This window comes from Microbacterium sp. NPDC055312, assembly GCF_053645675.1.
In genome coordinates, this window is the sequence record NZ_JBSHMU010000002.1 from 380,116 (window position 1) to 400,799 (window position 20,684).

Below are 20,684 nucleotides of genomic sequence, written 5' to 3' on the forward strand. Positions count from 1 at the left end.
ATGAAGGGGAAGATCGGACTCGTCATCGGACTCGGCGCAGGCTACGTCCTCGGCAGTCGAGCAGGACGCGAGCGCTACGAGCAGATCAAGACGCAGTGGCTCAAGGTGTGGAACCTCGATCCCGTGCAGGAGCAGGTCTCCCGCGTGCAGGACTTCGCGAAGTCGCAGGCCGCCGCCGTTCCCGGTGCCGTCTGGACCGGTGCGGTGAAGGTCGTCAAGGCCGTCTCGAAGTCGGGCACTCCCGGTGAGAAGCTCGACGGCGCCATCGATGCGACCAAGGACGCGGCCGAGAAGGTCGCCGAAGCAAAGGATTCGCACGACTCCCACTCGCACGACTCGACCTCGGGCGGAACCATGCCGCCGGCCAAGCCGGTCGGCTCCGAGGCCGTCACGCCCAAGAACAAGGGCTGACGCATGCTCCGCGGATACCGCGATCGCGCCGATGACAGCCTGCTGACCCTGCTCGGGGACCTCCCCGAGCTGGTTCGCAACCTTGTCACCGCCGAGATCAACGCTGCCAAGGCGTGGGTCTCGCGCACGGCGAAGGACGCCGGCATGGGCGGCCTGTGGTTCGTCATCGTGCTGTTCCTGCTGTTCTGGGCCATCCCGGTGCTGCTGGCCTTCGGCATCATCGGGCTGAGCTCGTGGTGGCCCGCGTGGCTCTCGGCCCTCGCGGTGCTCGGCTTCCTGCTCGTCTTCATCGTGATCTTCGCGCTGCTCGGCCTGGCGCGGTTCCGCAAGGTGATGAAGCGCGAGAACCCGGGCCAGGCCGTCGCCACCGATGTGCGCATCATCAAGGGAGACCCCGTCAATGAGCGATCTTGAGAAGACGTCGCTGCCCAGCGCCGCGCTGACGACAACGGACGTTCCGCGAACGGTCGTGCCCGCGGGCATCACCGACCCCGTCGCCTCGGCCCGCGCGGAGCTGCGGGCCGCGCTCGCCGCGATCGAGGTGCGGGGCAACTTCCCCCGTCGCATCGAGAAGGCGACCGCGCGGGGCGTCGTGCGCGCCCGCGCGTTCGCGCACCGCAACCCCGCGGGCGCCGGAGCAGCCGTCGTCGCGGCGGCGGCCGCCGTCGGCGGCCTCGTGTGGGTGATCGCCCGCGCGATCTCGCGCTGACGATCCCGCGCGATCCCGCCGGGTCAGCGCGGGCATTCTGCCGGCGAGTTCGCCGCCTTCAGCCAGAAGGGGCAGACTGGATGCATGTCGGAAACGCGCGATGACAACCCGTCCGGATTCACCCTGTGGGCCGTCTGGGGCCGAAACCCCGACGCGCCGGCGATCGAGACCGACGAGAGCGAGCTCGAAGTGCTCGTCGGCCACATCGAGAGCTCAGGGGTCAGCGTCCGAGGGTTCTACGACGTCAGCGGCCTCAAGGCCGACGCCGACCTCATGGTGTGGCTGCACGGCGACACCGTCGAGGAGCTGCAGCGCGCGCTGCGCCGCCTGCGCCGCACCGACCTGCTGCGCAACCTGCTGCCGGTGTGGAACGTCATGGGCGTGCATCGCGACGCGGAGTTCAACCGCGCGCACGTACCCGGCTTCCTCCGCGGAGTCGAGCCGAAGCAGTGGCTGTGCCTCTACCCGTTCGTGCGCACCCCGGAGTGGTACCTGATCGAGGAGTCCGAGCGTCGCAAGATGCTCGCCGATCACGGACGCAAGGGGGCCGCTTTCACCGGCGTGATCGCGAACACGGTCGCGGCCTTCGCGCTCGGCGACTACGAGTGGCTGCTGCCCCTCGAGTCCGATTCGCCGACCGAGCTCGTCGACCTCATGCGCGACCTGCGCTACACCGAGGCCCGTCGCTACGTGAAGGAGGAGGTGCCCTTCTACACCGGGCGCCGCCTGCGTCTCGACGAGATCGCCGAAGTGCTTCAGTGAGCACGCAGGCACCCATCCGGCTCGGCACCCGGCGCAGCGCGCTCGCCCAGGCGCAGTCCGGTCACGTCGCCGACGCGCTCGCCGCCGTCGCCGGCCGTCCGGTCGAGCTCGTGCCGATCGTCTCGGAGGGCGACACGAACCGCGCATCCCTGTCGGAGATCGGCGGGACCGGCATCTTCGCCAACCGTCTGCGCGAGGCGCTGATCGCGGGGGAGTGCGACATCCTCGTGCACTCCCTGAAGGATCTGCCGACTGCCGTCCCCGCCGAACTGGTCATCGCCGCGACCCCGCGGCGAGCGGATGCCCGAGACGTGGTCATCACGCGCGGTGGCACGCCGCTGCACGAGCTGCGTCGCGGCAGCACCGTCGGCACCGGCTCGCCGCGACGCATCGCCCAGGTGCGCCGCCGTGCCCCGCATGCCGAGGTGGTCGATATCCGCGGCAACGTCGACTCCCGTCTCGAACGGGTGTCGTCGGGAGAGCTGGATGCCGTGATCCTCGCCGCCGCGGGGCTCACCCGCCTCGGATCGGAGACGACCCTGCGCCGAGAGGAGCTGGGCCTCACCGAATGGCCGACCGCTCCCGGGCAGGGGTCGCTGGCCGTGGAGACCACGGCCGACGCGCCGGCGGAGCTGCTCGACGCGCTCGCGCGACTCGACGACCTCGACACCCGCATCGCGGTGACGGTCGAGCGAGCCGTCCTCGCCGGACTCGACGCCGGATGCCAGGCGCCCATGGCAGCCCATGCCGTCGTCACAGGAGACAGCATCCGTCTGCGCGCCGTCGTGTACGAGCCCGGCGGCGGACGCCGAATCGGGCTGGACGTCTCCGAGTCCCTGAACAGGGGGTATATTCGACGCAACGGCAGCGGCAACGGAGCGGATGCTGCCGATGGTGCAGACCCGATGCGCACGGCTCGTGAGCTCGGCGACTCTGCGGCCCATCGGCTGCTCGAACAGGGAGCGGCCGACCTCCTCCCCTGAGAGTGATCGACATGACTGCTTCCGAAACCAAGACCGCCAAGCCGCTCGACGGCTGGCGCGTCCTCGTGCCGCGGGGTGGCCCCTGGGGTGACAGCGTCGCCGCCAGCCTGCGCGCGATGGGTGCGGTGCCCGTGGTGGCGCCTCTCATCAACTTCGCCCCGACCACCGACCAGGACGCCCTGGACGCGGCCCTCGCCCGCCTGCAGGGCGGCGAGTACGACTGGCTGACCATCACCAGCGCCACGACGGTCGACGTGCTGTACGCGCATCGCATCGTGATCCCGGCGACGACCAAGGTCGCCGCCGTCGGCGAGACGACCGCTGCGGCTCTGCAGGCCGTCGGCTACGACGTTGCGCTCATGCCCGAGCTCGACAACTCGGCGGCCGGGATGGCCGAGAAGATCATCTCGATCGAGCCCGACGCGCAGCGCATCCTCTCGCTGCGCAGTGAGATCGCCAAGCCCGTTCTCTCGGTCATGCTCACCGAGGCGGGGCACGACGTCGACAGCGTGGTGGCCTACCGCACCGTCGGGGTGCCGGTCACCGAGCGGATCCGCCGCGACGTCGAGAACGGCCGCATCAACGCGATTCTGATCACCAGCGGTTCGGTGGCCAAGCAGGTGCGCGAGCAGTTCCCCGAGATCCCCGACACGACGATGCTCGCGGCGATCGGCCCCCGCACCGCGAAGGACGCCGAGAAGGCGGGCCTGCCGGTCACTGCCATCGCCGACAAGCAGACGGTGGATGCGCTGATCGACACGGTCTCGCGCTTCACCCTCCCGCACGCGGCAGACGAGTTCGCGCCGTGAGCCGCTTCCCCGACGCGCGGCTGCGCCGCCTTCGCCAGTCCGCTCCCGTTCGTGAGCTCGTGCGCGAGACGTCGCTCGAGCCGCGCCAGCTGGTGCTGCCGATGTTCGTGCGCGAGGGTCTCGCCGACCCCGCGCCGATCGGCTCGATGCCGGGTGTCGTCCAGCACTCGCTGGATTCGCTGAAGGCAGCCGCGGTGGATGCCGCCGAGGCCGGACTCGGCGGAGTGATGCTGTTCGGCGTGCCGGCCGTGCGAGACGCGATCGGATCGGGCGCCGACGACCCCGACGGCATCCTGAATGTCGCCACGACCGCGCTGGCTGCGGAGGTGGGCGACGCGCTCGTCGTGCAGACCGACCTCTGCCTCGACGAGTTCACCGACCACGGTCACTGCGGTGTGCTGACGCCTGCAGGTGGCGTCGACAACGACGCCACTCTCGAGCGCTACGCCTCGATGGCTCTCGCGCAGGCCCGCGCCGGCTCTCAGCTGCTGGGCCTCAGCGGCATGATGGACGGGCAGGTGGCCGTCATCCGCGAGGCGCTCGACGACGAGGGATTCCACGACACGCTGATTCTCGCCTACTCGGCCAAGTACGCGAGCGCCTTCTACGGCCCGTTCCGCGAGGCCGTCGACTCGCAGCTGCAGGGCGACCGTCGCACGTACCAGATGGACCCCGGCAACCGCCGCGAGGGCGTGCGCGAGGCGCTGTTCGATCAGGACGAAGGCGCCGACATCGTCATGGTCAAGCCCGCGATGGCCTTCCTGGATGTGCTGCGCGAGGTGCGCGACGCGGTCGACGTGCCGGTGTGGGCGTACCAGGTCTCGGGCGAGTACGCGATGATCGAGGCCGCCGCCGCGAACGGATGGATCGACCGGCGCGCCGCGGTTCTCGAGTCACTCCTGTCGATCCGCCGTGCCGGTGCCGATGCGGTGCTGACGTACTACGCCGCCGAGGTGGCGCGCTGGCTTCGCTGAGGCGCCTCTGGCTCGGAGCCGCTCATAGCCGGCATCCGTAGGCTGGATGCATGGACCGAAACGACTCCCTGTTCGACGCCGCACGCTCCGTGATCCCGGGAGGCGTGAACTCGCCGGTGCGGGCGTACGGGTCGGTCGGTGGGACGCCGCGGTTCCTGGCATCCGCCTCCGGCGCCCGCGTGACCGACGCCGCCGGACGCGAGTACATCGACCTCGTCGCGTCGTGGGGTCCGGCGCTGCTCGGCCACGCGCACCCCGAGGTGGTGCAGGCGGTTCAGGATGCCGCGACCCGCGGCCTCTCGTTCGGAGCACCCACCGAGGGCGAGGTCGAGCTCGCGCAGCTGATCGCCGAGCGGGTGCGCCACGGCGACATGCGCCCGGTCGAACGTGTGCGCCTGGTCTCGACCGGAACCGAGGCGACGATGACGGCGATCCGCCTCGCGCGCGGCGTCACCGGACGCGACCTGCTGGTGAAGTTCGCCGGCCACTACCACGGCCACTCCGACGGGCTGCTCGCCGCCGCCGGCTCCGGCGTCGCCACGCTCGCGCTGCCCGGCTCGGCCGGCGTCCCCGCGCCGATCGCCGCGCAGACCCTCGTCATCGACTACAACGACCCCGACGCCCTGGCCGCCGTGTTCGCCGAGCACGGCGACCGCATCGCCGCCGTGATCGTCGAGGCGGCGTCGGCGAACATGGGCGTCGTCGCCCCGCTGCCCGGCTTCAACAGGCTCATCGCCGACACCGCGCACGCGCACGGCGCGCTGATGATCCTCGACGAGGTGCTCACCGGGTTCCGCGTGCACCCGGCCGGCTTCTGGGGGCTGCAGCAGGAGGCGGGAGAGCAGTACGTTCCCGACATCATCACGTTCGGCAAGGTCGTCGGCGGCGGGATGCCCCTCGCGGCCCTCGGCGGCAGCGCCGCGGTGATGGACATGCTCGCCCCCGTCGGGCCCGTGTATCAGGCGGGCACGCTGTCGGGGAACCCGCTCTCGGTCGCAGCCGGGATCGCGACCCTGCGTCTCGCGACCCCCGAGGTGTACGCGCGGATCGACGCCGCGGCCGATCGGCTCGCCACGTCGCTGGATGCCGCGCTGACCGACGCCGGCGTGGTGCACTCCGTGCCGCGCGCCGGCAGCCTGTTCGGCGTCGCCTTCCTGCCCGAGGCGCCGCGTGACTACGCGATCGCTCAGACGCAGGAGTCGTTCCGGTACGCCCCGTTCTTCCACTCCATGCGCGAGCAGGGCGTGGCGCTGCCGCCCAGCGTGTTCGAGGCGTGGTTCCTCACCGCCGCGCACGGCGACGACGAGCTCGCCGCCGTCGAGGCCGCTCTGCCCGCGGCGGCTGCGGCCGCGGCATCCGCCTGACCCGACTGTCGGAACTCTCAGACCGGGCGGGAGGTTCGGTCTGAGGATTCCGGCATGGGTTGCCTGTTCGGCACAACAGGATGGTTGTCGTCCTGTCAGCAAGTCGCCTAGGTGTCGCACACCTGCTTTGGCAGACTGGACGCATGGTGACCCTGCTGCTGGATCAGACGCGACTTGAGATCGTTCTCTCGCCGATCGAGCGGGCGTCGGCCTTCCATCGCGAGAACCTGCGGATCCAGCGTGAGCACATCACCAAGGTGCAGCTGACTCAGGATGCCTGGACCTGGCTGCGCGGTGTGCCGGGACCGGGCACGCACATTCCCGGTGTGCTCGCCGCCGGAACGTGGAAGGCCGCAGAGACCACGGATTTCGTGCTCATCCGCCGCCGCAGGCCGAGCGTCGTGATCGACCTCGACGGCGACCCGCAGTTCTCGAGGCTCATCCTGACCACGCGGCACGGGCTCGCCCTGACCCAGGCGCTGCGGCTCGAGGTCAGCGATCAGCCCGAGGATGTCGCCGACATCGCGACCGGCTCGGTGCCGGTGCAGAAGCCGCGCCAGCGTCCGGTGATCCGGCCGCGACCGCGCACCGTCTGACCGGAGCGCGAGCTGCCGGCCGTAGATCGCGGTGCGGCGAGCCGTCAGTGGTGGCTCTGGTCGCCGTGATGCTGCGCGGCGTCGCGGCCCGAGTCGCCGTGGGTGCTCGAGTCGCCGTCGGTGCGACCGGGTGCCTCATCGGCGTGGGGCTCCGCCGACTCCTCGCGTCGCTGAGCACGCGAGCTGTACGGGTAGTCAGGGGCCGGCCCGTCGAAGAAGCGGCTGGCTGCGTCCGACAGCGACGTGCGCATCGCGGCGAGCCGCGGGTCGTCGTCGCCGTCGTCGACCGTGTCATCGTCGTCGTCGCTCGACAGCTCGGGCGTCACGATCGAGATGGCCTCGGTCGCCGGAGCCGGGTGGTCGGACCCCTCTGTGGTGACCGAGGCGGGGAGACCTGTGATCAGCTCCGTGAACGTGGGCTCGACCGTCGTCGACGGCAGCGTGACCGCGTCGGTCGCGAGGGGGAGGATGAGCGGGCGCGTCTCATCTGACGCGGCGTCGGAGTCGCCGTCGGCGTCGTGCTGGTCGTCGTGATCGTCGTCGTGGTGATCGGTGTCGTGGTCGACGACCGCTTCGTCCCCCTCGACGTTCTCGACGGCGGGGGAGTCGGTGGGATCCTCACCGCGTGCCTCGGCGCCGCTTGCGTCAGCCGGGTGCGCGGGAGCGTCGTCGATCAGGTCGTCGTCGCTGTGCTCGGCGGCGCGGGCCTCGTCCGATGAGGGTGTCTCGCCTGCGGCGCCCTGGTCCGCATCGGAACCGGAGCCATCCTCGACCGCAGTCGCACCGGCAGCCTCGTCGGGCTCGGACGACGCATCGGCCTCGGCATCCGTGTCTGCTGCTGCGTCGGCATCCGTCTCTGCTGCTGGCTCAGAGTCTGCGGTCTGTGCGTCGTCGACCTCGGCCTGATCCGACGACGTCGTGTCGGAGGGCGTGTGGCCGTCGTCCGATGCGTCCTCGTCTGCGGCGATGGTGTCGGTGGGCGCTGCGCCGTACCCGGTGCCGGCTGCCGCGACGGCGCCGCCGTCTGCGACGACGGCGGCCGCACCTGCGAGGGGCACACCGCCCGCGACCAGGGCCGCGTCGGCAGCACCGGTGTCAGCGGAGGGGATGTCGGAGTCGACGCTCTCTTCGCGGGTGTCCGCGTCTGCGGCATCCGCGTCGGCGGCTGCGCCGCTCACCGCGTCGGACGCATGGGCGACCCGGTTCGCGGACGTGTCGAGACGCGGGCTGTCGGCGCGGCGCCCGTACACGAGGTCGAGGAAGACCTCCTCGAGGCTGGGGCCGCGCTGCTGCAGCATCGTCAGGGCGACGCCGGCCTTGGCGGCGACGGCGCCGACCTCGGCCGAGTCCGAGTCGCGGACAGTGACGCCCGAGCGCAGCACGTCGAAGTCGAGCTTCGCGGCCGAGAGTGCGGTGATCAGGGGGGCGCGGTTCTCGGCATCCACCACGACCGCACCGCCGGAAGCATCCGCGAGTTCCGAGATCGGGCCCGCGTGCACCGCACGGCCCTTCGAGAGCACCACGACGTCGTCGGCGACCTGCTCGATCTCGCTCAGCACGTGAGACGAGACCAGCACAGTGCGCCCCTCATCGGCGAGGCGTCGCATCATCAGCCGCATCCAGCGGATGCCCTCGGGGTCGAGCCCGTTGGCGGGCTCGTCGAGCACGAGCACGCCGGGGTCGCCGAGCAGCGCCGATGCGACGGCGAGACGCTGACGCATGCCCAGGGAGTAGCTGCCCAGACGGGTCTCGCCGTCGTCCTGCAGACCGACCAGGTGCAGCACCTCATCGACGCGAGCAGCGGGGATGCCGTTCGCCTTGGCGGCGAGCAGAAGCTGACGACTCGCGGTGCGGCGAGGGCGGTACGCCGACTCCTCGAGCACGGCGCCGACGGTGCGCAGCGGGTGGCGCAGGTCGGCGTAGCTCGCGCCGCCGATGGTCGCGCGACCCGAGGTAGGACGGATCTGGCCGAGCAGGATGCGCAGCGACGTGGTCTTCCCCGCGCCGTTCGGGCCGAGGAATCCGGTGACGGCGCCCGGCTCGACGCGGACGGAGAGGTCGGAAACGGCGGTCATCGCGCCGAAGCGCTTCGTGACCTGGGTGAACTCGAGCACCTGTCCTTCGGGCATGGCGACCTCTCCTGTTCGGGACAATCTCTTCCATCTTCGCGGAAATCTGGAAGAATCCGCGCTTCACCTGCCGTAACCGGCGATCCTCGTGCGCAGATCGGTGCAGATCGGTGCAGATCGGTGCAGATCGGTGCAGATCGTGAAGCGGAGTAGCCTGACAGGCGTGACCGACACCGAAGCCGCCACCGTCATCGCCCGCATCGACAGCTCGCTCGGACGGATCACGCTCAACCGTCCGCGGGCGATCAACGCCCTGGATCTCGGCATGATCGAGCAGATCACCGCGGCCCTCACCGCGTGGATCGATGACACCGACGTGCAGACCGTGCTGATCGACGGCGCGGGTGAGCGGGGGCTCTGCGCGGGAGGCGACGTGCGGGCACTCTACGACTCGATCACCTCGGGGCATCCGGATCACATCGCCGACTTCTTCCGCGCCGAGTACGCGATGAACGCGCTGATCGCCGAGTACCCCAAGCCCATTGTCGTGTTCGCCGACGGCATCACCATGGGCGGCGGCATCGGCCTCGCCGGTCACGCCGCCGTGCGCATCGTGACAGAGCGCTCGCGCCTGGCGATGCCCGAGACGCGCATCGGCTTCACTCCCGACGTCGGCGGCACCTGGCTACTCGGCCGGGCACCGGGTCGGCTGGGGGAGTACTTCGGCCTCACGGGTCAGAGCATGAACGCGGCGGATGCCCTGTATCTGGGCTTCGCCGATCATCACGTGCCGTCCGAGAACCTCGACGGGCTGCGCGACGCGCTCGCCACCCGCGCCGACCCGGGCACCCCGAACGAGCTGACCCTGCTGTTCGACGAGACGCCGGAGCCGTCGCAGCTGCCCGCCGCGCGGGTGTGGATCGACGAGGCGTTCTCGGCCGACACGGTGGGGGAGATCATGCAGCGGCTGCGCGAATCGGATGCTCCGGATGCCGCGACTGCGCTGGCGACGCTGGAGGAGCTCTCGCCCACCGCCCTCGCCGTCACGCTCGATGCGGTGCGCGAGGCGCGGACGATGAGCGGCGTGCGGGAGGCGCTCGAGGGCGAGTACCGCCGGGTCATGTGGTTCGGGCACAGTCATCCCGACCTGGTCGAGGGTATCCGTGCTCAGCTGGTCGATAAGGACCGCAATCCGAAGTGGCAGCCCGCGACCGTCGCCGACCTGCCGTCGGATGCCGGTGCGCCGGCGCGCGCCTACGTGCCCGAGCCGGCGCTGTTCTGAGCCGGGCCTGTGCAGGTGCTTCGCCCGCTGGGGCGGCGCTGTCGTTGAGCGCGCCCGCTCGAGGTAGGTCAACAGCCCGACGTAGGCGATTCTGTGCGGTATTCGCCTGTGTTCGCGGGTTCGCCTACCTCCGATGAGTGGTCAGACTGAGGCGATGAGCGGTCAGACCGAGGCGACGAGCTCCAGCAGTCGCGCGACGTGGGCGGCGGCCACCCGCTCGCTCGCATACGCGACGGCGGCCTCGCGCGGGGCCGCGAGCAGCGAGCGGTCGGCCGCGAGCCGGATGATCAGGTCGGCCAGGCCCTCAGCATCCGGACTGGGGGTGCCGAGCGCGGCGTCGCCGAACTCCGTCGCGAGCACGGGGTCGCTGACGATCACCGGGCGTCCGTGCGCGAACGCCTCGAGCGCGACCATCGGCTGGTTGTCGAAGCCGAGCGAGGTGATGAGGGCGGCATCCGCGGCATCCATCAGCTCGCCGACTCGTTCACCCGGAACCGATCCGTGGAAGGTCACGCCCGGCACGGGTCGGTGCGTGCCGCCGGCGACGTCGAGGTGCACCCGGCCCTCACCGAGACGCTCGACAACGAGGCGCATCGCGTCGAGTGCGACGTCGACGCGCTTCTCGGGCGCGAAGCGCGCCACCCACAGCAGGCGCAGCGGTTCGTCCTCCGGCGCGGGGGCCACCCGAAGCGGCTGGGCGACGTTCGAGAACGCCTCGACCCGCCCTGCGCCCGCATCGCGCAGCGCCACAGCTTGGTGCTTCGAGGGCGAGAGAACGATGTCGGCGCGCTCCGCGACGCGCAGCGTCATGGTCCGCAGAGAATTGTTCAGCGGATGGCTGCCAGTGAAACGGCCGCCATTCCGGATGCCGGTGAGCGAGCGGTGCACGCGCGAGACCACCGGCGCGAATGGGGCCAGCGCTGCCGGAGCGCGCCAGAAGAAGGTGTGCACGGTGTGCAGCGAGGGGATCCCCAGCTGGCGCGCCACGTCGATCGCGGCCGCCGCGACTGCGAACTCGGAGTGCAGGACGACCGCACCGACACCGTGCCGACGGATCGTCGCGGCGACCAGCGGCTCGAGATCGCGGGCCCGTCCGAGCAGCGGCAGGTCGAGCACCGGGATCGTGCCGCGCCTCGGCGGGGAGACCGTGGTGATGCCGTCTGACGTCAGAGCGTCCGCATCCGGTGCCAGGACGACAACCCTCACACCTTCGCCGGCGAGAGCCTGCGCCTGACGGATGAAAGCCGTCTGCGCACCGCCGAGGTACTTCAGCGAGTAGTCGCACACCATCAGCACGGCAGGGCGGGCGGCGTTCTCAGAGGGCATGACAGCGAGTCTATTCAGGGTCGTGCGGCCCGACGCTGTGCGCTACCGTGAGCTGTGACGAGGAGGTCTCATGAGCACGTCGATCGAGCGTCGAGATGGGCGCATGGCCGTGGCCGGGGCATTGCTCGCGGGCGCGGGCGTCGTCAGTGCGGCCATCGCCGCTGTGTTGATGTTCGCCGTCGATGATGCGGATGCGGCACGCGGGTTCGCGTTCGTCGGTATGGTCGGCGTCATCGGCGCCGTCACTGCGGCTGTGAATTCGACAACGAGCGAGCGCAAGGCCGTGTTCGCCACCGGAGGAGTGCTGCTGTTCGTCGCGTCATCCACGATGTTCGGGATGAGCTTCTCCTGAAGCGCAATCGGGCCGCCGGCTGATCCTGTTCCGCTGACAGCGAAGGTCAGCCTTCAGGGGGATCCGGATGTCCGCGGTTGGTGGCACCATATGTGATGGCCGCGTTTCGGCCCTCCGAATTCTCACAAGGAAGTCCACCTGTGCTCGGAAAACTCCTCATTCGCTATCTGGCCAGATACTGGCCGCTGCTCATCACGATCGTCGTGCTGCAGTTCGCCAGTGTGATGGCCTCGCTGAACCTGCCCGAGATCAACGCCGACATCATCAACAACGGCGTGGCCAAGGCCGACATCGGCTACATCTGGAACCGCGGCGGCTTCATGCTGCTCGTATCGCTGGCGCAGATCCTCGCCTCGATCCTCGCCACCTTCTTCGCCGCGCGCATGGCGATGAGCGCCGGCCGCGACATCCGCGCAGACGTCTTCGCACGGGTGAGCGGATTCTCCGAGCGTGAGGTGTCGCAGTTCGGCGCCGGCTCGCTGATCACCCGCAACACCAACGACGTGCAGCAGGTGCAGATGCTGGCGATGATGGGCGCGACGATGTTCGTCACCGCCCCGCTGCTCGCGATCGGCGGAATCATCAAGGCCATCCAGACCGACGTCGGGCTCAGCTGGCTGATCGCCGTGTCGGTGCCGCTGCTGCTGGTCATCGCCGTCGTGATCATCGGCCGGATGGTGCCTCTCTTCCGCCGCAATCAGGCCAAGCTCGACGACGTCAACCGCATCATGCGCGAGCAGCTCACCGGGGTGCGCGTCGTGCGCGCGTTCGTGCGCGAGCGCATCGAAGAGCGTCGGTTCCGCACCGTCAACACCGACCTCATGGTGCTCGGCCGCAACATCGGCTCGCTGTTCGTGCTGATGTTCCCGCTGTTCATGCTCGTGCTCAACGTCACCATCGTCGCGGTGGTGTGGTTCGGCGGCGTCGAGATCAACGCAGGCAACGCCGAGATCGGCACGATCTTCGCGTTCATGCAGTACATCGGCCAGATCATGATGGGCGTCATCATGTCGAGCTTCATGGCGATGATGATCCCGCGCGCCGCCGTCTCGGCCGAGCGCGTCACCGAGGTGCTCGACGCCGAATCGTCGATGACCCGGCCCGAGAACGGCGTCACCGACTTCCCCGAGCCGGGTGCGGTGGCCTTCCGGAACGTCGAGTTCACGTATCCGGGCGCCGAGGTGCCGGTTCTCTCCGACATCACCTTCGACGCCCGGCCGGGCGAGACGGTGGCGATCATCGGATCCACCGGATCGGGTAAGACGACTCTGGTCTCGCTGATCCCACGCCTGTTCGACGCCACCGGCGGCGCGGTGCTCGTGGGCGGCGTCGACGTGCGCGAGGCCGACCTCGACACCCTGTGGCAGGGCATCGGGCTCGTGCCGCAGCGCCCCTTCCTGTTCTCCGGCACGGTGGCATCCAACCTCCGCTACGGGCGGAAGGATGCCACCGACGACGAGCTGTGGGCGGCGCTCGAGATCGCCCAGGGGCGCGACTTCGTCGAGGCGATGCCCGACGGACTCGACTCGCGCATCGCCCAGGGCGGCACCAACGTCTCCGGCGGTCAGCGTCAGCGCCTGGCGATCGCCAGGGCCATCGTGCACCGGCCGCGCATCCTCGTGTTCGACGACTCCTTCTCGGCCCTCGATCTGACGACGGATGCCCGATTGCGCCAGGCCCTGTGGCGAGAGCTGCCTGACATCACCAAGATCGTCGTCGCGCAGCGCGTCTCGACGATCACCGACGCCGACCGCATCGTCGTCCTCGACGACGGCGCCGTGGTGGGCGTGGGCACGCACGACGAGCTGCTCACTACCAGCCCGACCTACCGCGAGATCGTCGAGTCGCAGCTGGGGGTGGACGCATGACTCATTCGACAGGCTCAGAGGCCCAGAATCCCGGCATGTCGCGTCGCGAGCGCGCGCTCGCCGCACGGGCATCCGCCACCGCTGTCGCAGAGCCGGAGCTGACCGCCGCCGAGAAGGAGGAGGCCGAGCTCGCCGAGAAGGCCCGCCTCGAGGGCGGCGGCATGTTCGACGGCCCGGCTCCCGGCAAGGCCGACAACTTCGGCCCCAGCTTCACCCGCATGATCGGGCTGCTCAAGCCGTCGGCGTGGTGGTTCGCGCTGGTGTCGTTCTTCGGCGCCGTCGGCGTCGTGCTCGCTGTGGCCGCTCCGAAGGTGCTCGGCGAGGCGACCAACGTCGTGTACGAGGGGTTCATCTCGAGCGTGCTCGGCAAGGGATTCGGCGGAGCGCCGGGCTTCCCGCAGGGCACCAGCCGCGACCAGGTCGTCGAGGCGCTGCGCGGCGCGGGCCAGGACGAGTTCGCCAACATGATCTCGGCCATGGACGACTTCGCGGTCGGCGACGGCGTCGACTTCGAGCGTCTGCGCTGGATCATCGTCGCGGTGCTGGCGATCTACGTCGTCTCTGCGATCCTGAGCTGGCTGCAGGGGTACGTGATCAACGTGATCATGGTGCGCACCATGTGGCGCCTGCGTGAAGACGTCGAGGCCAAGATCAACCGTCTGCCGCTGTCGTACTTCGACAAGGTGCAGCGCGGTGAGCTGATCTCACGTGTCACGAACGACATCGACAACATCACCCAGACCATGCAGCAGTCGCTCTCGGGTGCGCTGACCAGCGTGCTCACGGTGGTCGGCGTGCTGGTCATGATGTTCTCGATCTCGTGGCAGCTCGCGCTGGTCGCGCTCATCTCGCTGCCCCTCATGGGCGTGATCTTCGGCATCATCGGCCCGCGCTCGCAGAAGGCCTTCGGCACGCAGTGGCGCAAGGTGGGCCGTCTGAACGCCCGCGTCGAGGAGGCCTTCTCCGGTCACGCGCTGGTGAAGGTGTTCGGCCGCGAGAAGGACGCTCTCGAGAGCTTCCAGGTCGAGAACGAAGAACTGTTCCAGGCGGCGTTCAAGGCGCAGTTCCTCTCGGGCATCATCATGCCCGCGATGATGTTCGTCGGAAACCTGCAGTACGTCGGCATCGCGGTGCTCGGCGGTCTGCTCGTCGCCGGCGGCAACCTGCGACTCGGCGACGTGCAGGCGTTCATCCAGTACTCCCAGCAGTTCAGCCAGCCGCTCAGCGAGCTGGGCGGCATGGCCGCCGTCGTGCAGTCGGGCACCGCCTCGGCCGAGCGGGTCTTCGACCTGCTCGACGCCGAAGAGCAGGACCCGGATGCCGAAGACGCACCGTCCGCGCCGGAGGGCAAAGGCGTCATCGAGTTCGAGCACGTCGCCTTCTCGTACAGCGCCGACCGCCCGCTGATCCGCGACCTGTCGTTCCGGGTGGAGCCGGGGCAGACCGTGGCGATCGTCGGTCCGACCGGTGCCGGCAAGACGACGCTCGTGAACCTCATCATGCGGTTCTACGAGCTCGACTCGGGTCGCATCCTGCTCGACGGGCAGGACATCTCCGAGATGCGCCGCGACGACCTGCGTGCGCGCACCGGCATGGTGCTGCAGGACCCGTGGCTGTTCGCCGGCAGCATCCGCGAGAACATCCGCTACGGCAACGACGAGGCCACAGACGAGCAGATCATCGCGGCGGCCGAGGCGACCTACGTCGACCGGTTCGTGCACTCCCTGCCCGAGGGCTACGAGACCGTGCTCGACGAAGACGCCTCGAACGTCTCGGCCGGAGAGCGCCAGCTGATCACGATCGCCCGCGCGTTCGTATCGCGACCGTCGATCCTCATCCTCGATGAGGCGACGAGCGCCGTCGACACCCGCACCGAGCTGCTGCTGCAGCAGGCGATGGCAGCCCTCCGCGAGGGGCGCACCTCGTTCGTGATCGCCCACCGTCTGTCCACGATCCGCGACGCGGACCTCATCCTCGTGATGGAGCACGGCGACATCGTCGAGCAGGGCGATCATGACGAACTGATCGCTCGGCAGGGCGCGTACTGGCGGCTGTACCAGTCGCAGTTCGAGCAGGCCGCGACCGACCTCGACGCCGAAGAGGCCCTCACCGGATCGGTGCCGGTGATCGTCACCGGAGACGCCGAAGACGAGCACGAGGCGATCGCCGAGCAGAGGGTCGTCGCCGCGGCCGACACCCACCAGCTGGGCGAGGCAGTGCGAGAGGCCGAGTCCACGGCATCCGACCCGCAGCGCGACTGATCCCGCGCGAGCAGAACGCCCGCCCCGATCACGGGGCGGGCGTTCTGCTTGTGCCGGCCGCGCCCGAGCATCCGCCCGCGCCGAGCCCGCGAGACTTGTCTTCCAGCACGAGACGTACGCCGGTGAGTGCCGTCTCGTGCTGGAACAGAAGTCTCGCGGCGCGGGAGAAGCGGGATGCTCAGTCGAGGCCGAAGAGCGCGAGCGGGTGGGTCAGACGCCACCAGGCGCTCGGCTGGCTGATGTCGTCGGCGAGCGAGACCGACGCGGTCGCGCTGCCGAGCGGGCCCTCGACGGTCATGGTGCCGACCTCGGCGCCGGCCTCGACCTTGTCGCCGAGGGAGAACGAGGTGGTCGCCGCCGCCTGCGAACCGTTCCACAGCAGCACCCGCGCGTCGGCGTCCGTCACGACCTCGACGTGATCGCCCCACTCGGTGCTGACGTGGCCGACGACGGTTCGCGAGGGAACCGACGTCGGCTGCTCGGCGAGCGTCGTCTCCATCTCGGCGAGAAGCTGACGGGTCACGGCCAGCCGCTCGGCGTTGTCGGCCTGCCCGAGAACCGCGGTGTACAGCCGCACCGTGGTGTCGCCGAAGGCGACATCCTTCGCGGTGAGCAGATTCCAGTGGTTCAGGGTTCCGGTCTTCACCCCGACCACGCCGGGGTCGTCGAGCATCTTGTTGGTGTTCGTGACCACGCCTGCGCCGGGGATGTCGGCCGAGCGGGTGGCGACGATCTCGGCGAAGACCGGGTTCGCCATCGCGAGCTCGGCGATCTGGATCAGCGCCGCCGGGGGAGCCACGTTCGCCTCGCTGAACCCCGACGGAGACGCCAGGGTGACGCCCTCGATGCCTCGGTCGCTGAGCCACCTCGCCGACGCCTCGGCGAACGCGCGCTGCGATCCCCAGATCTCGTTCGCGAGTCGGTCGGTGTAGTTGTTCGCCGACCCGAGCAGGATGCCCTGCAGCATCTGGTATTCGGTCAGGCTGCCCCCGACCGGCACATCCAGCGACGACTGATCCGTGCGGCGATAGCTCCAGTAGTCGCGTGAGTCCGCTGCGGTGAATGCGAAGCCCGGCCCCTGCTCGCCGACCTTCAGCGGCATCTCGTCGAGCACCATCATCACGGTGACGACCTTCGAGATGCTCGCGATCTCATCGACCGAGGTGGTGGATGCCACCGGCTCCATGCCCTGGATGCCCACGGCCGCGCTTCCCGTCGTGGGCCACGTCACGGACGCCGGCGGAGCGGGAGCGATCTCGACGGTCGTGGCCTGCACGGTCGGGGCGACCTCGTGCAACGGCCACAGCAGCGTGGTCGAGACGTAGGCGCCGCACAGTGCCGCGACGAAGCCGAGCGGCAGGAGCACGCGGGGGCGTCGCCATTCCGGGGTGAGCCGGGCGCCGGCGAACAGCTCGCGCGGCTGAGTGGTGGTGATGTGCTCGTCGAGCAGGGTGGATGGCTCGAGCCACGTCAGAGCGGTCGGCGGGCGTGCGTCGTCAGCCCACTCCGTCGGCGCCTCCTCGACGGCGGCTTCGGACGCCGAGGGCTCAGCAGGAGAGAGCGCCGGAGCGACGGCGGGGTCGATGCGATCCACAGCGTCAGTATCCCTGGTCGCGGCCAGTTCCGGCCCCAGGCTGTCACCGAACGCCGGCAGCACGGATGTGCCGCGGGACGAGCGCTCGGCACGCGCCCTCGTGCGCTCGCGGATCGCGCGACGCGTCACCGGTCGCGTCGACTCGGGGGAGTGGGTCACCCGACCACGGTACAGGCCGGTGTTTCACGGGGCGAAACGCCGACCCGTGGCAGGCGCCGCCGGCGGTATGATCGAGGCATCACCACGGGAGTCCGGACAGCCGGGCTGAGAGGAAGCGAACCGCGCTTCGACCGTCGAACCTGATCCGGATCATGCCGGCGCAGGGAGGAGTTCAAATGAGCACGTCCACGTCCGCGTCCACCGCGCAGACCACCCTCGCACCCGCCTCGCGCAATCTGCGCTGGCGCGTCGTCGACATCGTCGTCGCCGCCGTGCTCGGCGTCGCGATCGGCCTGCTGTTCTGGGGCTGGAACATCATCGGCGGCGCCTGGTTCGGAGCCGCCGACGCTCTGACCCCCGGGTTCGGTGGCATCGCCGTCGGCATCTGGCTGATCGGCGGCGTCATCGGCGGCCTGGTCATCCGCAAGCCCGGCGCCGCTCTCGTCGTCGAGCTGATCGCCGCGATCATCTCGATGCTCATCGGCAACGTGTGGGGCGTCTCGACCGTGCTCTCCGGGCTGGTGCAGGGCCTCGGCGCCGAGCTGATCTTCGCGCTATTCCTCTACCGTCGTTTCGGCATCGTCGTCGCCGCGCTCTCGGGCGTGGGCGCCGCCGTCGCCGCGTGGATCTTCGAGATGTTCTACGGCTCGTCGCCGAACTTCTTGAAGAGCATCGAGTTCAACGCCATCTACCTCGGCGCGCTCGTCATCTCGGGTGCCGTCCTCGCCGGCGTGGTGGGATGGGTGCTCGTGCGCGCCCTGGCATCGACCGGTGCGCTGAGCCGCTTCGCGGCCGGCCGGGAAGTGCGCCAGGAGGTCTGAGCGTGTCTTCTCCGGCTCGCGTCACCGCGAACGGGTGGGGCTGGCGCTACGCCGGCCGGCGGCTGCCCGCCGTCAGCGACGTCACGTTCACGATCGAGCCCGGTGAGCGGGTGCTGCTGCTGGGCGCCTCGGGCGCGGGCAAGTCGACACTGCTCGCCGGCCTCGCCGGCGTGCTCGGCGATGCCGACGAGGGCGTGCGCAGTGGGGCTCTGCTCGTCGACGGTGCCGCCCCGGAGGCGCAGCGTGGCCGGATCGGCCTGGTGCTGCAGGATCCGGATGCCGGTGTCGTGCTGTCGAAGGTCGGCGATGACGTGGCCTTCGGCTGCGAGAACCTCGGCGTGCCGGCCGACGAGATCCCGAACCGGGTTGTGTCGGCGCTCGACGCGGTCGGCCTGGACGTGCCGCTCGACCGGCCCACGAAGGCCCTCTCGGGCGGGCAGAAGCAGCGACTCGCTCTCGCCGGCGTGCTCGCCATGCGACCCGGTCTGCTGCTGCTCGACGAGCCGACCGCGAATCTCGACCCGGTCGGGGTTCGCGAGGTGCGCGACAGCGTCGGCAGGGCGCTGGATGCCACCGGCGCGACGTTCGTCGTCGTCGAGCACCGCACCGAGGTGTGGCTCGATCTGCTGACCCGCGTCATCGTGCTCGCCGCCGACGGCGGCGTGCTCGCCGACGGTCCGCCGTCGGTCGTGTTCGCACAGCACGGCGACGCGCTCGCCGAGGCGGGTGTCTGGGTGCCGCACCACGAGATCGACGTGCCGGTGCTGCCGCCCGCCGATCCCACGCGCCCCGCGGTGCTCGAGACGAGCGATCTCGCCGTGTCCCGCGACGGGCGCACCGCCGTGCAGAGCCGACTCGAGCTGCGGATCCCGCGCGGATCGGCGACGGTCGTGACCGGGCCCAACGGGGCGGGCAAGTCCACGCTCGCGCTCACCCTCGCCGGTCTCCTGCCCGAACTCGACGGAACGGTGCTCGCCGCGTCCGACCTCGCCGGCCGCTCCGGCCGTCGCCCCTCGCGCTGGAAGTCCCGCGAACTGCTCACCCGCATCGGCACCGTCTTCCAAGAGCCCGAGCATCAGTTCCTCGCCCGTACTCTGCGTGACGAGCTCGCCGTCGGGCCCCGCGCGCTCGGGCTGCCGGACACGCAGGTCGACGCCATCGTCGACGACCTGCTCGAGCGCCTGCAGCTCGCTCCGCTCGCCCTCGCGAATCCGTTCACGCTCAGCGGCGGGCAGAAGCGACGACTCTCGGTGGCGACTGTGCTGGCCGCCGCACCGCAGGTGCTGGTGCTCGACGAGCCCACCTTCGGGCAGGACCGTCGGGGGTGGATCGGCCTCGTCGAGCTGTTGCAGGCCGAGGTCGCGGCCGGCCGCACGGTGATCGCCGTCAGTCACGACGAGGCGGTGGTGCACCACCTCGGCGGACACCGCATCGCGCTGCGCCCGGCATCGACCGCCGACGACCCGGCGACCGCGGGTGGCGACCCGGCGCCGACCGCCGGCATCCAGAGGGGGCGGCGATGACGAGCACGACGAACCGATCGGCGGCGACTCGTTCGTCGCGACCCGACGCGGGCAGCCGTCCGGCGTGGCTCGACGGCGTGAACCCCGTCACGAAGATCGTTCTCGCCCTGCTGCTGTCGGTGCCGCTGTTCGCGTCGATCGACCCGGTGAGCGCTCTCGTGGCGATCGCCCTGCAGCTGCTGTGCCTTCCGCTGACCGGGCTTCCGGTGCGCACGGTGCTGCTGCGCCTGCTGCCCATCGCGGTGTTCTCGCCGATCGCGGGGCTCAGCATGCTGCTGTACGCCGAGCCCGAAGGCCGGGTGTTCTTCAGCTTCGGCTTCGCCGCGATCAGCGAGGGCTCGATCGCCCTCGCGGTGGCGGTGACACTGCGTGTGATCGCTCTCGGGCTGCCGACGATCCTGCTGTTCGGTCGCACCGACCCGACCGAGCTGGCCGATGCGCTGGCGCAGGTCGCGCACCTGCCGAGCCGGTTCGTGCTCGGCGCGCTGGCCGGGGCGAGGATGCTGGGGCTCTTCATCGACGACTGGCGCACCATGTCGCTGGCGCGCCGTGCACGAGGCGTGGGCGACCACGGAGCGCTGCGCCGCTTCTTCTCGATGGCGTTCGTGCTGCTCGTCTTCGCGGTGCGGCGCGGCACGAAACTCGCGATGGCGATGGAGGCCCGCGGTTTTGGCTCGGGAATCGAGCGCACCTGGTCGCGGCCGTCGCGCCTTCACCCGCGCGACGGCGTGGCGCTGCTGGGCGGTGCCGCGATCATGGCGTCGGCCATCGCCGGGGCGGTCGCGGCGGGCGTCTTCCGGTTCGTCTGGAGCTGAGCGGCA

At 70.2% G+C, this 20,684-nt stretch carries 19 protein-coding genes and 1 riboswitch; of the genes, 16 read left to right on the top strand and 3 right to left on the bottom strand.

Annotated features, from left to right (window positions below; translation table 11 throughout):
- The 9 genes from ACWIDW_RS06210 to ACWIDW_RS06250 all read left to right on the top strand — a co-directional run bounded on the left by ACWIDW_RS06210 (position 1) and on the right by ACWIDW_RS06250 (position 6,608).
- A complete protein-coding gene (locus tag ACWIDW_RS06210) occupies positions 1 to 411 on the top strand; it encodes a hypothetical protein (RefSeq protein WP_454123807.1) in 411 nt (136 codons plus the stop codon).
- Between the two features lie 3 nt (positions 412 to 414).
- The gene (locus tag ACWIDW_RS06215; protein ID WP_454123809.1) at positions 415 to 825 is read left to right on the top strand and encodes a phage holin family protein; all 411 of its coding nucleotides are present in this window, start codon (positions 415 to 417) and stop codon (positions 823 to 825) included.
- Positions 812 to 1,120, top strand: coding sequence for a hypothetical protein (locus tag ACWIDW_RS06220; protein ID WP_454123810.1), 309 nt, complete (start codon positions 812 to 814; stop codon positions 1,118 to 1,120). The genes ACWIDW_RS06215 and ACWIDW_RS06220 overlap by 14 nt, the downstream gene beginning before the upstream one ends.
- An 84-nt stretch (positions 1,121 to 1,204) precedes the next feature.
- Positions 1,205 to 1,882: a hydrogen peroxide-dependent heme synthase gene (gene hemQ / locus ACWIDW_RS06225; RefSeq protein ID WP_454123812.1), complete on the top strand. Its 678-nt coding sequence runs from the start codon at positions 1,205 to 1,207 to the stop codon at positions 1,880 to 1,882.
- Positions 1,879 to 2,865 carry a hydroxymethylbilane synthase gene (gene hemC, locus ACWIDW_RS06230; protein WP_454123814.1) on the top strand — a complete coding sequence of 329 codons (987 nt, stop codon included), beginning with the start codon at positions 1,879 to 1,881 and terminating at the stop codon, positions 2,863 to 2,865. Before hemQ ends, hemC begins: the two co-directional genes overlap by 4 nt.
- A gap of 11 nt (positions 2,866 to 2,876) precedes the next feature.
- The gene (locus ACWIDW_RS06235) at positions 2,877 to 3,674 is read left to right on the top strand and encodes a uroporphyrinogen-III synthase (protein ID WP_454123816.1); all 798 of its coding nucleotides are present in this window, start codon (positions 2,877 to 2,879) and stop codon (positions 3,672 to 3,674) included.
- On the top strand, positions 3,671 to 4,648 hold the full coding sequence (gene hemB / locus ACWIDW_RS06240; RefSeq protein WP_454123818.1) for a porphobilinogen synthase: 978 nt from the start codon (positions 3,671 to 3,673) through the stop codon (positions 4,646 to 4,648). Before ACWIDW_RS06235 ends, hemB begins: the two co-directional genes overlap by 4 nt.
- Before the next feature lie 50 nt (positions 4,649 to 4,698).
- Complete coding sequence (gene hemL / locus ACWIDW_RS06245; RefSeq protein ID WP_454123819.1) at positions 4,699 to 6,012, top strand: glutamate-1-semialdehyde 2,1-aminomutase; 1,314 nt, start codon at positions 4,699 to 4,701, stop codon at positions 6,010 to 6,012.
- Positions 6,013 to 6,155: 143 nt separating this feature from the next.
- Entirely contained in the window at positions 6,156 to 6,608 is a 453-nt protein-coding gene (locus ACWIDW_RS06250; protein ID WP_454123821.1) for a hypothetical protein, read from the top strand.
- 44 nt (positions 6,609 to 6,652) lie between these two features.
- On the opposite strand, the gene ACWIDW_RS06255 is transcribed toward ACWIDW_RS06250, so the two are convergent.
- Complete coding sequence (locus tag ACWIDW_RS06255) at positions 6,653 to 8,737, bottom strand: ATP-binding cassette domain-containing protein (protein WP_454123823.1); 2,085 nt, start codon at positions 8,735 to 8,737, stop codon at positions 6,653 to 6,655.
- A 163-nt stretch (positions 8,738 to 8,900) separates the two neighbouring features.
- On the opposite strand from ACWIDW_RS06255, the gene ACWIDW_RS06260 reads away from it, so the two are divergent.
- Positions 8,901 to 9,959 (top strand): enoyl-CoA hydratase/isomerase family protein, encoded by a 1,059-nt coding sequence (locus tag ACWIDW_RS06260; protein ID WP_454123825.1) that lies wholly within the window; start codon positions 8,901 to 8,903, stop codon positions 9,957 to 9,959.
- 162 nt (positions 9,960 to 10,121) lie between these two features.
- Here ACWIDW_RS06260 and ACWIDW_RS06265 read toward each other — a convergent pair whose 3' ends face one another.
- Positions 10,122 to 11,285, bottom strand: coding sequence for a glycosyltransferase family 4 protein (locus ACWIDW_RS06265; protein WP_454123827.1), 1,164 nt, complete (start codon positions 11,283 to 11,285; stop codon positions 10,122 to 10,124).
- Positions 11,286 to 11,355: 70 nt separating this feature from the next.
- Here ACWIDW_RS06265 and ACWIDW_RS06270 point away from each other — a divergent pair, with 70 nt between their 5' ends.
- The 3 genes from ACWIDW_RS06270 (at position 11,356) to ACWIDW_RS06280 (ending at position 15,766) form a co-directional block, all read left to right on the top strand.
- Complete coding sequence (locus ACWIDW_RS06270; protein ID WP_363384507.1) at positions 11,356 to 11,637, top strand: hypothetical protein; 282 nt, start codon at positions 11,356 to 11,358, stop codon at positions 11,635 to 11,637.
- 140 nt (positions 11,638 to 11,777) lie between these two features.
- A complete protein-coding gene (locus ACWIDW_RS06275) occupies positions 11,778 to 13,505 on the top strand; it encodes an ABC transporter ATP-binding protein (protein ID WP_452323366.1) in 1,728 nt (575 codons plus the stop codon).
- 35 nt (positions 13,506 to 13,540) lie between these two features.
- Positions 13,541 to 15,766, top strand: a complete 2,226-nt coding sequence (locus ACWIDW_RS06280; RefSeq protein WP_454123829.1) for an ABC transporter ATP-binding protein — start codon at positions 13,541 to 13,543, stop codon at positions 15,764 to 15,766.
- A 178-nt stretch (positions 15,767 to 15,944) separates the two neighbouring features.
- On the opposite strand, the gene ACWIDW_RS06285 is transcribed toward ACWIDW_RS06280, so the two are convergent.
- On the bottom strand, positions 15,945 to 17,519 hold the full coding sequence (locus ACWIDW_RS06285) for a D-alanyl-D-alanine carboxypeptidase family protein (protein WP_454123830.1): 1,575 nt from the start codon (positions 17,517 to 17,519) through the stop codon (positions 15,945 to 15,947).
- Positions 17,520 to 17,593: 74 nt separating this feature from the next.
- Positions 17,594 to 17,703, top strand: a riboswitch (TPP riboswitch).
- On the opposite strand from ACWIDW_RS06285, the gene ACWIDW_RS06290 reads away from it, so the two are divergent.
- The 3 genes from ACWIDW_RS06290 (at position 17,696) to ACWIDW_RS06300 (ending at position 20,678) form a co-directional block, all read left to right on the top strand.
- Positions 17,696 to 18,340 carry an ECF transporter S component gene (locus ACWIDW_RS06290; RefSeq protein ID WP_454123831.1) on the top strand — a complete coding sequence of 215 codons (645 nt, stop codon included), beginning with the start codon at positions 17,696 to 17,698 and terminating at the stop codon, positions 18,338 to 18,340. Its footprint overlaps the riboswitch before it by 8 nt.
- Entirely contained in the window at positions 18,259 to 19,863 is a 1,605-nt protein-coding gene (locus tag ACWIDW_RS06295) for an ABC transporter ATP-binding protein (protein ID WP_454123833.1), read from the top strand. Before ACWIDW_RS06290 ends, ACWIDW_RS06295 begins: the two co-directional genes overlap by 82 nt.
- Entirely contained in the window at positions 19,860 to 20,678 is an 819-nt protein-coding gene (locus ACWIDW_RS06300; protein ID WP_454123835.1) for an energy-coupling factor transporter transmembrane component T family protein, read from the top strand. Before ACWIDW_RS06295 ends, ACWIDW_RS06300 begins: the two co-directional genes overlap by 4 nt.
- The last annotated feature ends 6 nt before the right edge of the window (positions 20,679 to 20,684 follow it).

What these genes read in the sequence shown, in the direction of transcription:
- ACWIDW_RS06210 (WP_454123807.1), top strand. Translation starts at nt 1, where the DNA reads ATGAAGGGGAAGATCGGACTCGTCATCGGACTCGGCGCAGGCTACGTC.
- ACWIDW_RS06215 (WP_454123809.1), top strand. Translation starts at nt 415, where the DNA reads ATGCTCCGCGGATACCGCGATCGCGCCGATGACAGCCTGCTGACCCTG.
- ACWIDW_RS06220 (WP_454123810.1), top strand. Translation starts at nt 812, where the DNA reads ATGAGCGATCTTGAGAAGACGTCGCTGCCCAGCGCCGCGCTGACGACA.
- hemQ (WP_454123812.1), top strand. Translation starts at nt 1,205, where the DNA reads ATGTCGGAAACGCGCGATGACAACCCGTCCGGATTCACCCTGTGGGCC.
- ACWIDW_RS06235 (WP_454123816.1), top strand. Translation starts at nt 2,877, where the DNA reads ATGACTGCTTCCGAAACCAAGACCGCCAAGCCGCTCGACGGCTGGCGC.
- hemL (WP_454123819.1), top strand. Translation starts at nt 4,699, where the DNA reads ATGGACCGAAACGACTCCCTGTTCGACGCCGCACGCTCCGTGATCCCG.
- ACWIDW_RS06250 (WP_454123821.1), top strand. Translation starts at nt 6,156, where the DNA reads ATGGTGACCCTGCTGCTGGATCAGACGCGACTTGAGATCGTTCTCTCG.
- ACWIDW_RS06255 (WP_454123823.1), bottom strand. Translation starts at nt 8,737, where the DNA reads ATGCCCGAAGGACAGGTGCTCGAGTTCACCCAGGTCACGAAGCGCTTC.
- ACWIDW_RS06265 (WP_454123827.1), bottom strand. Translation starts at nt 11,285, where the DNA reads ATGCCCTCTGAGAACGCCGCCCGCCCTGCCGTGCTGATGGTGTGCGAC.
- ACWIDW_RS06270 (WP_363384507.1), top strand. Translation starts at nt 11,356, where the DNA reads ATGAGCACGTCGATCGAGCGTCGAGATGGGCGCATGGCCGTGGCCGGG.
- ACWIDW_RS06280 (WP_454123829.1), top strand. Translation starts at nt 13,541, where the DNA reads ATGTCGCGTCGCGAGCGCGCGCTCGCCGCACGGGCATCCGCCACCGCT.
- ACWIDW_RS06290 (WP_454123831.1), top strand. Translation starts at nt 17,696, where the DNA reads ATGAGCACGTCCACGTCCGCGTCCACCGCGCAGACCACCCTCGCACCC.
- ACWIDW_RS06295 (WP_454123833.1), top strand. Translation starts at nt 18,259, where the DNA reads ATGGGTGCTCGTGCGCGCCCTGGCATCGACCGGTGCGCTGAGCCGCTT.
- ACWIDW_RS06300 (WP_454123835.1), top strand. Translation starts at nt 19,860, where the DNA reads ATGACGAGCACGACGAACCGATCGGCGGCGACTCGTTCGTCGCGACCC.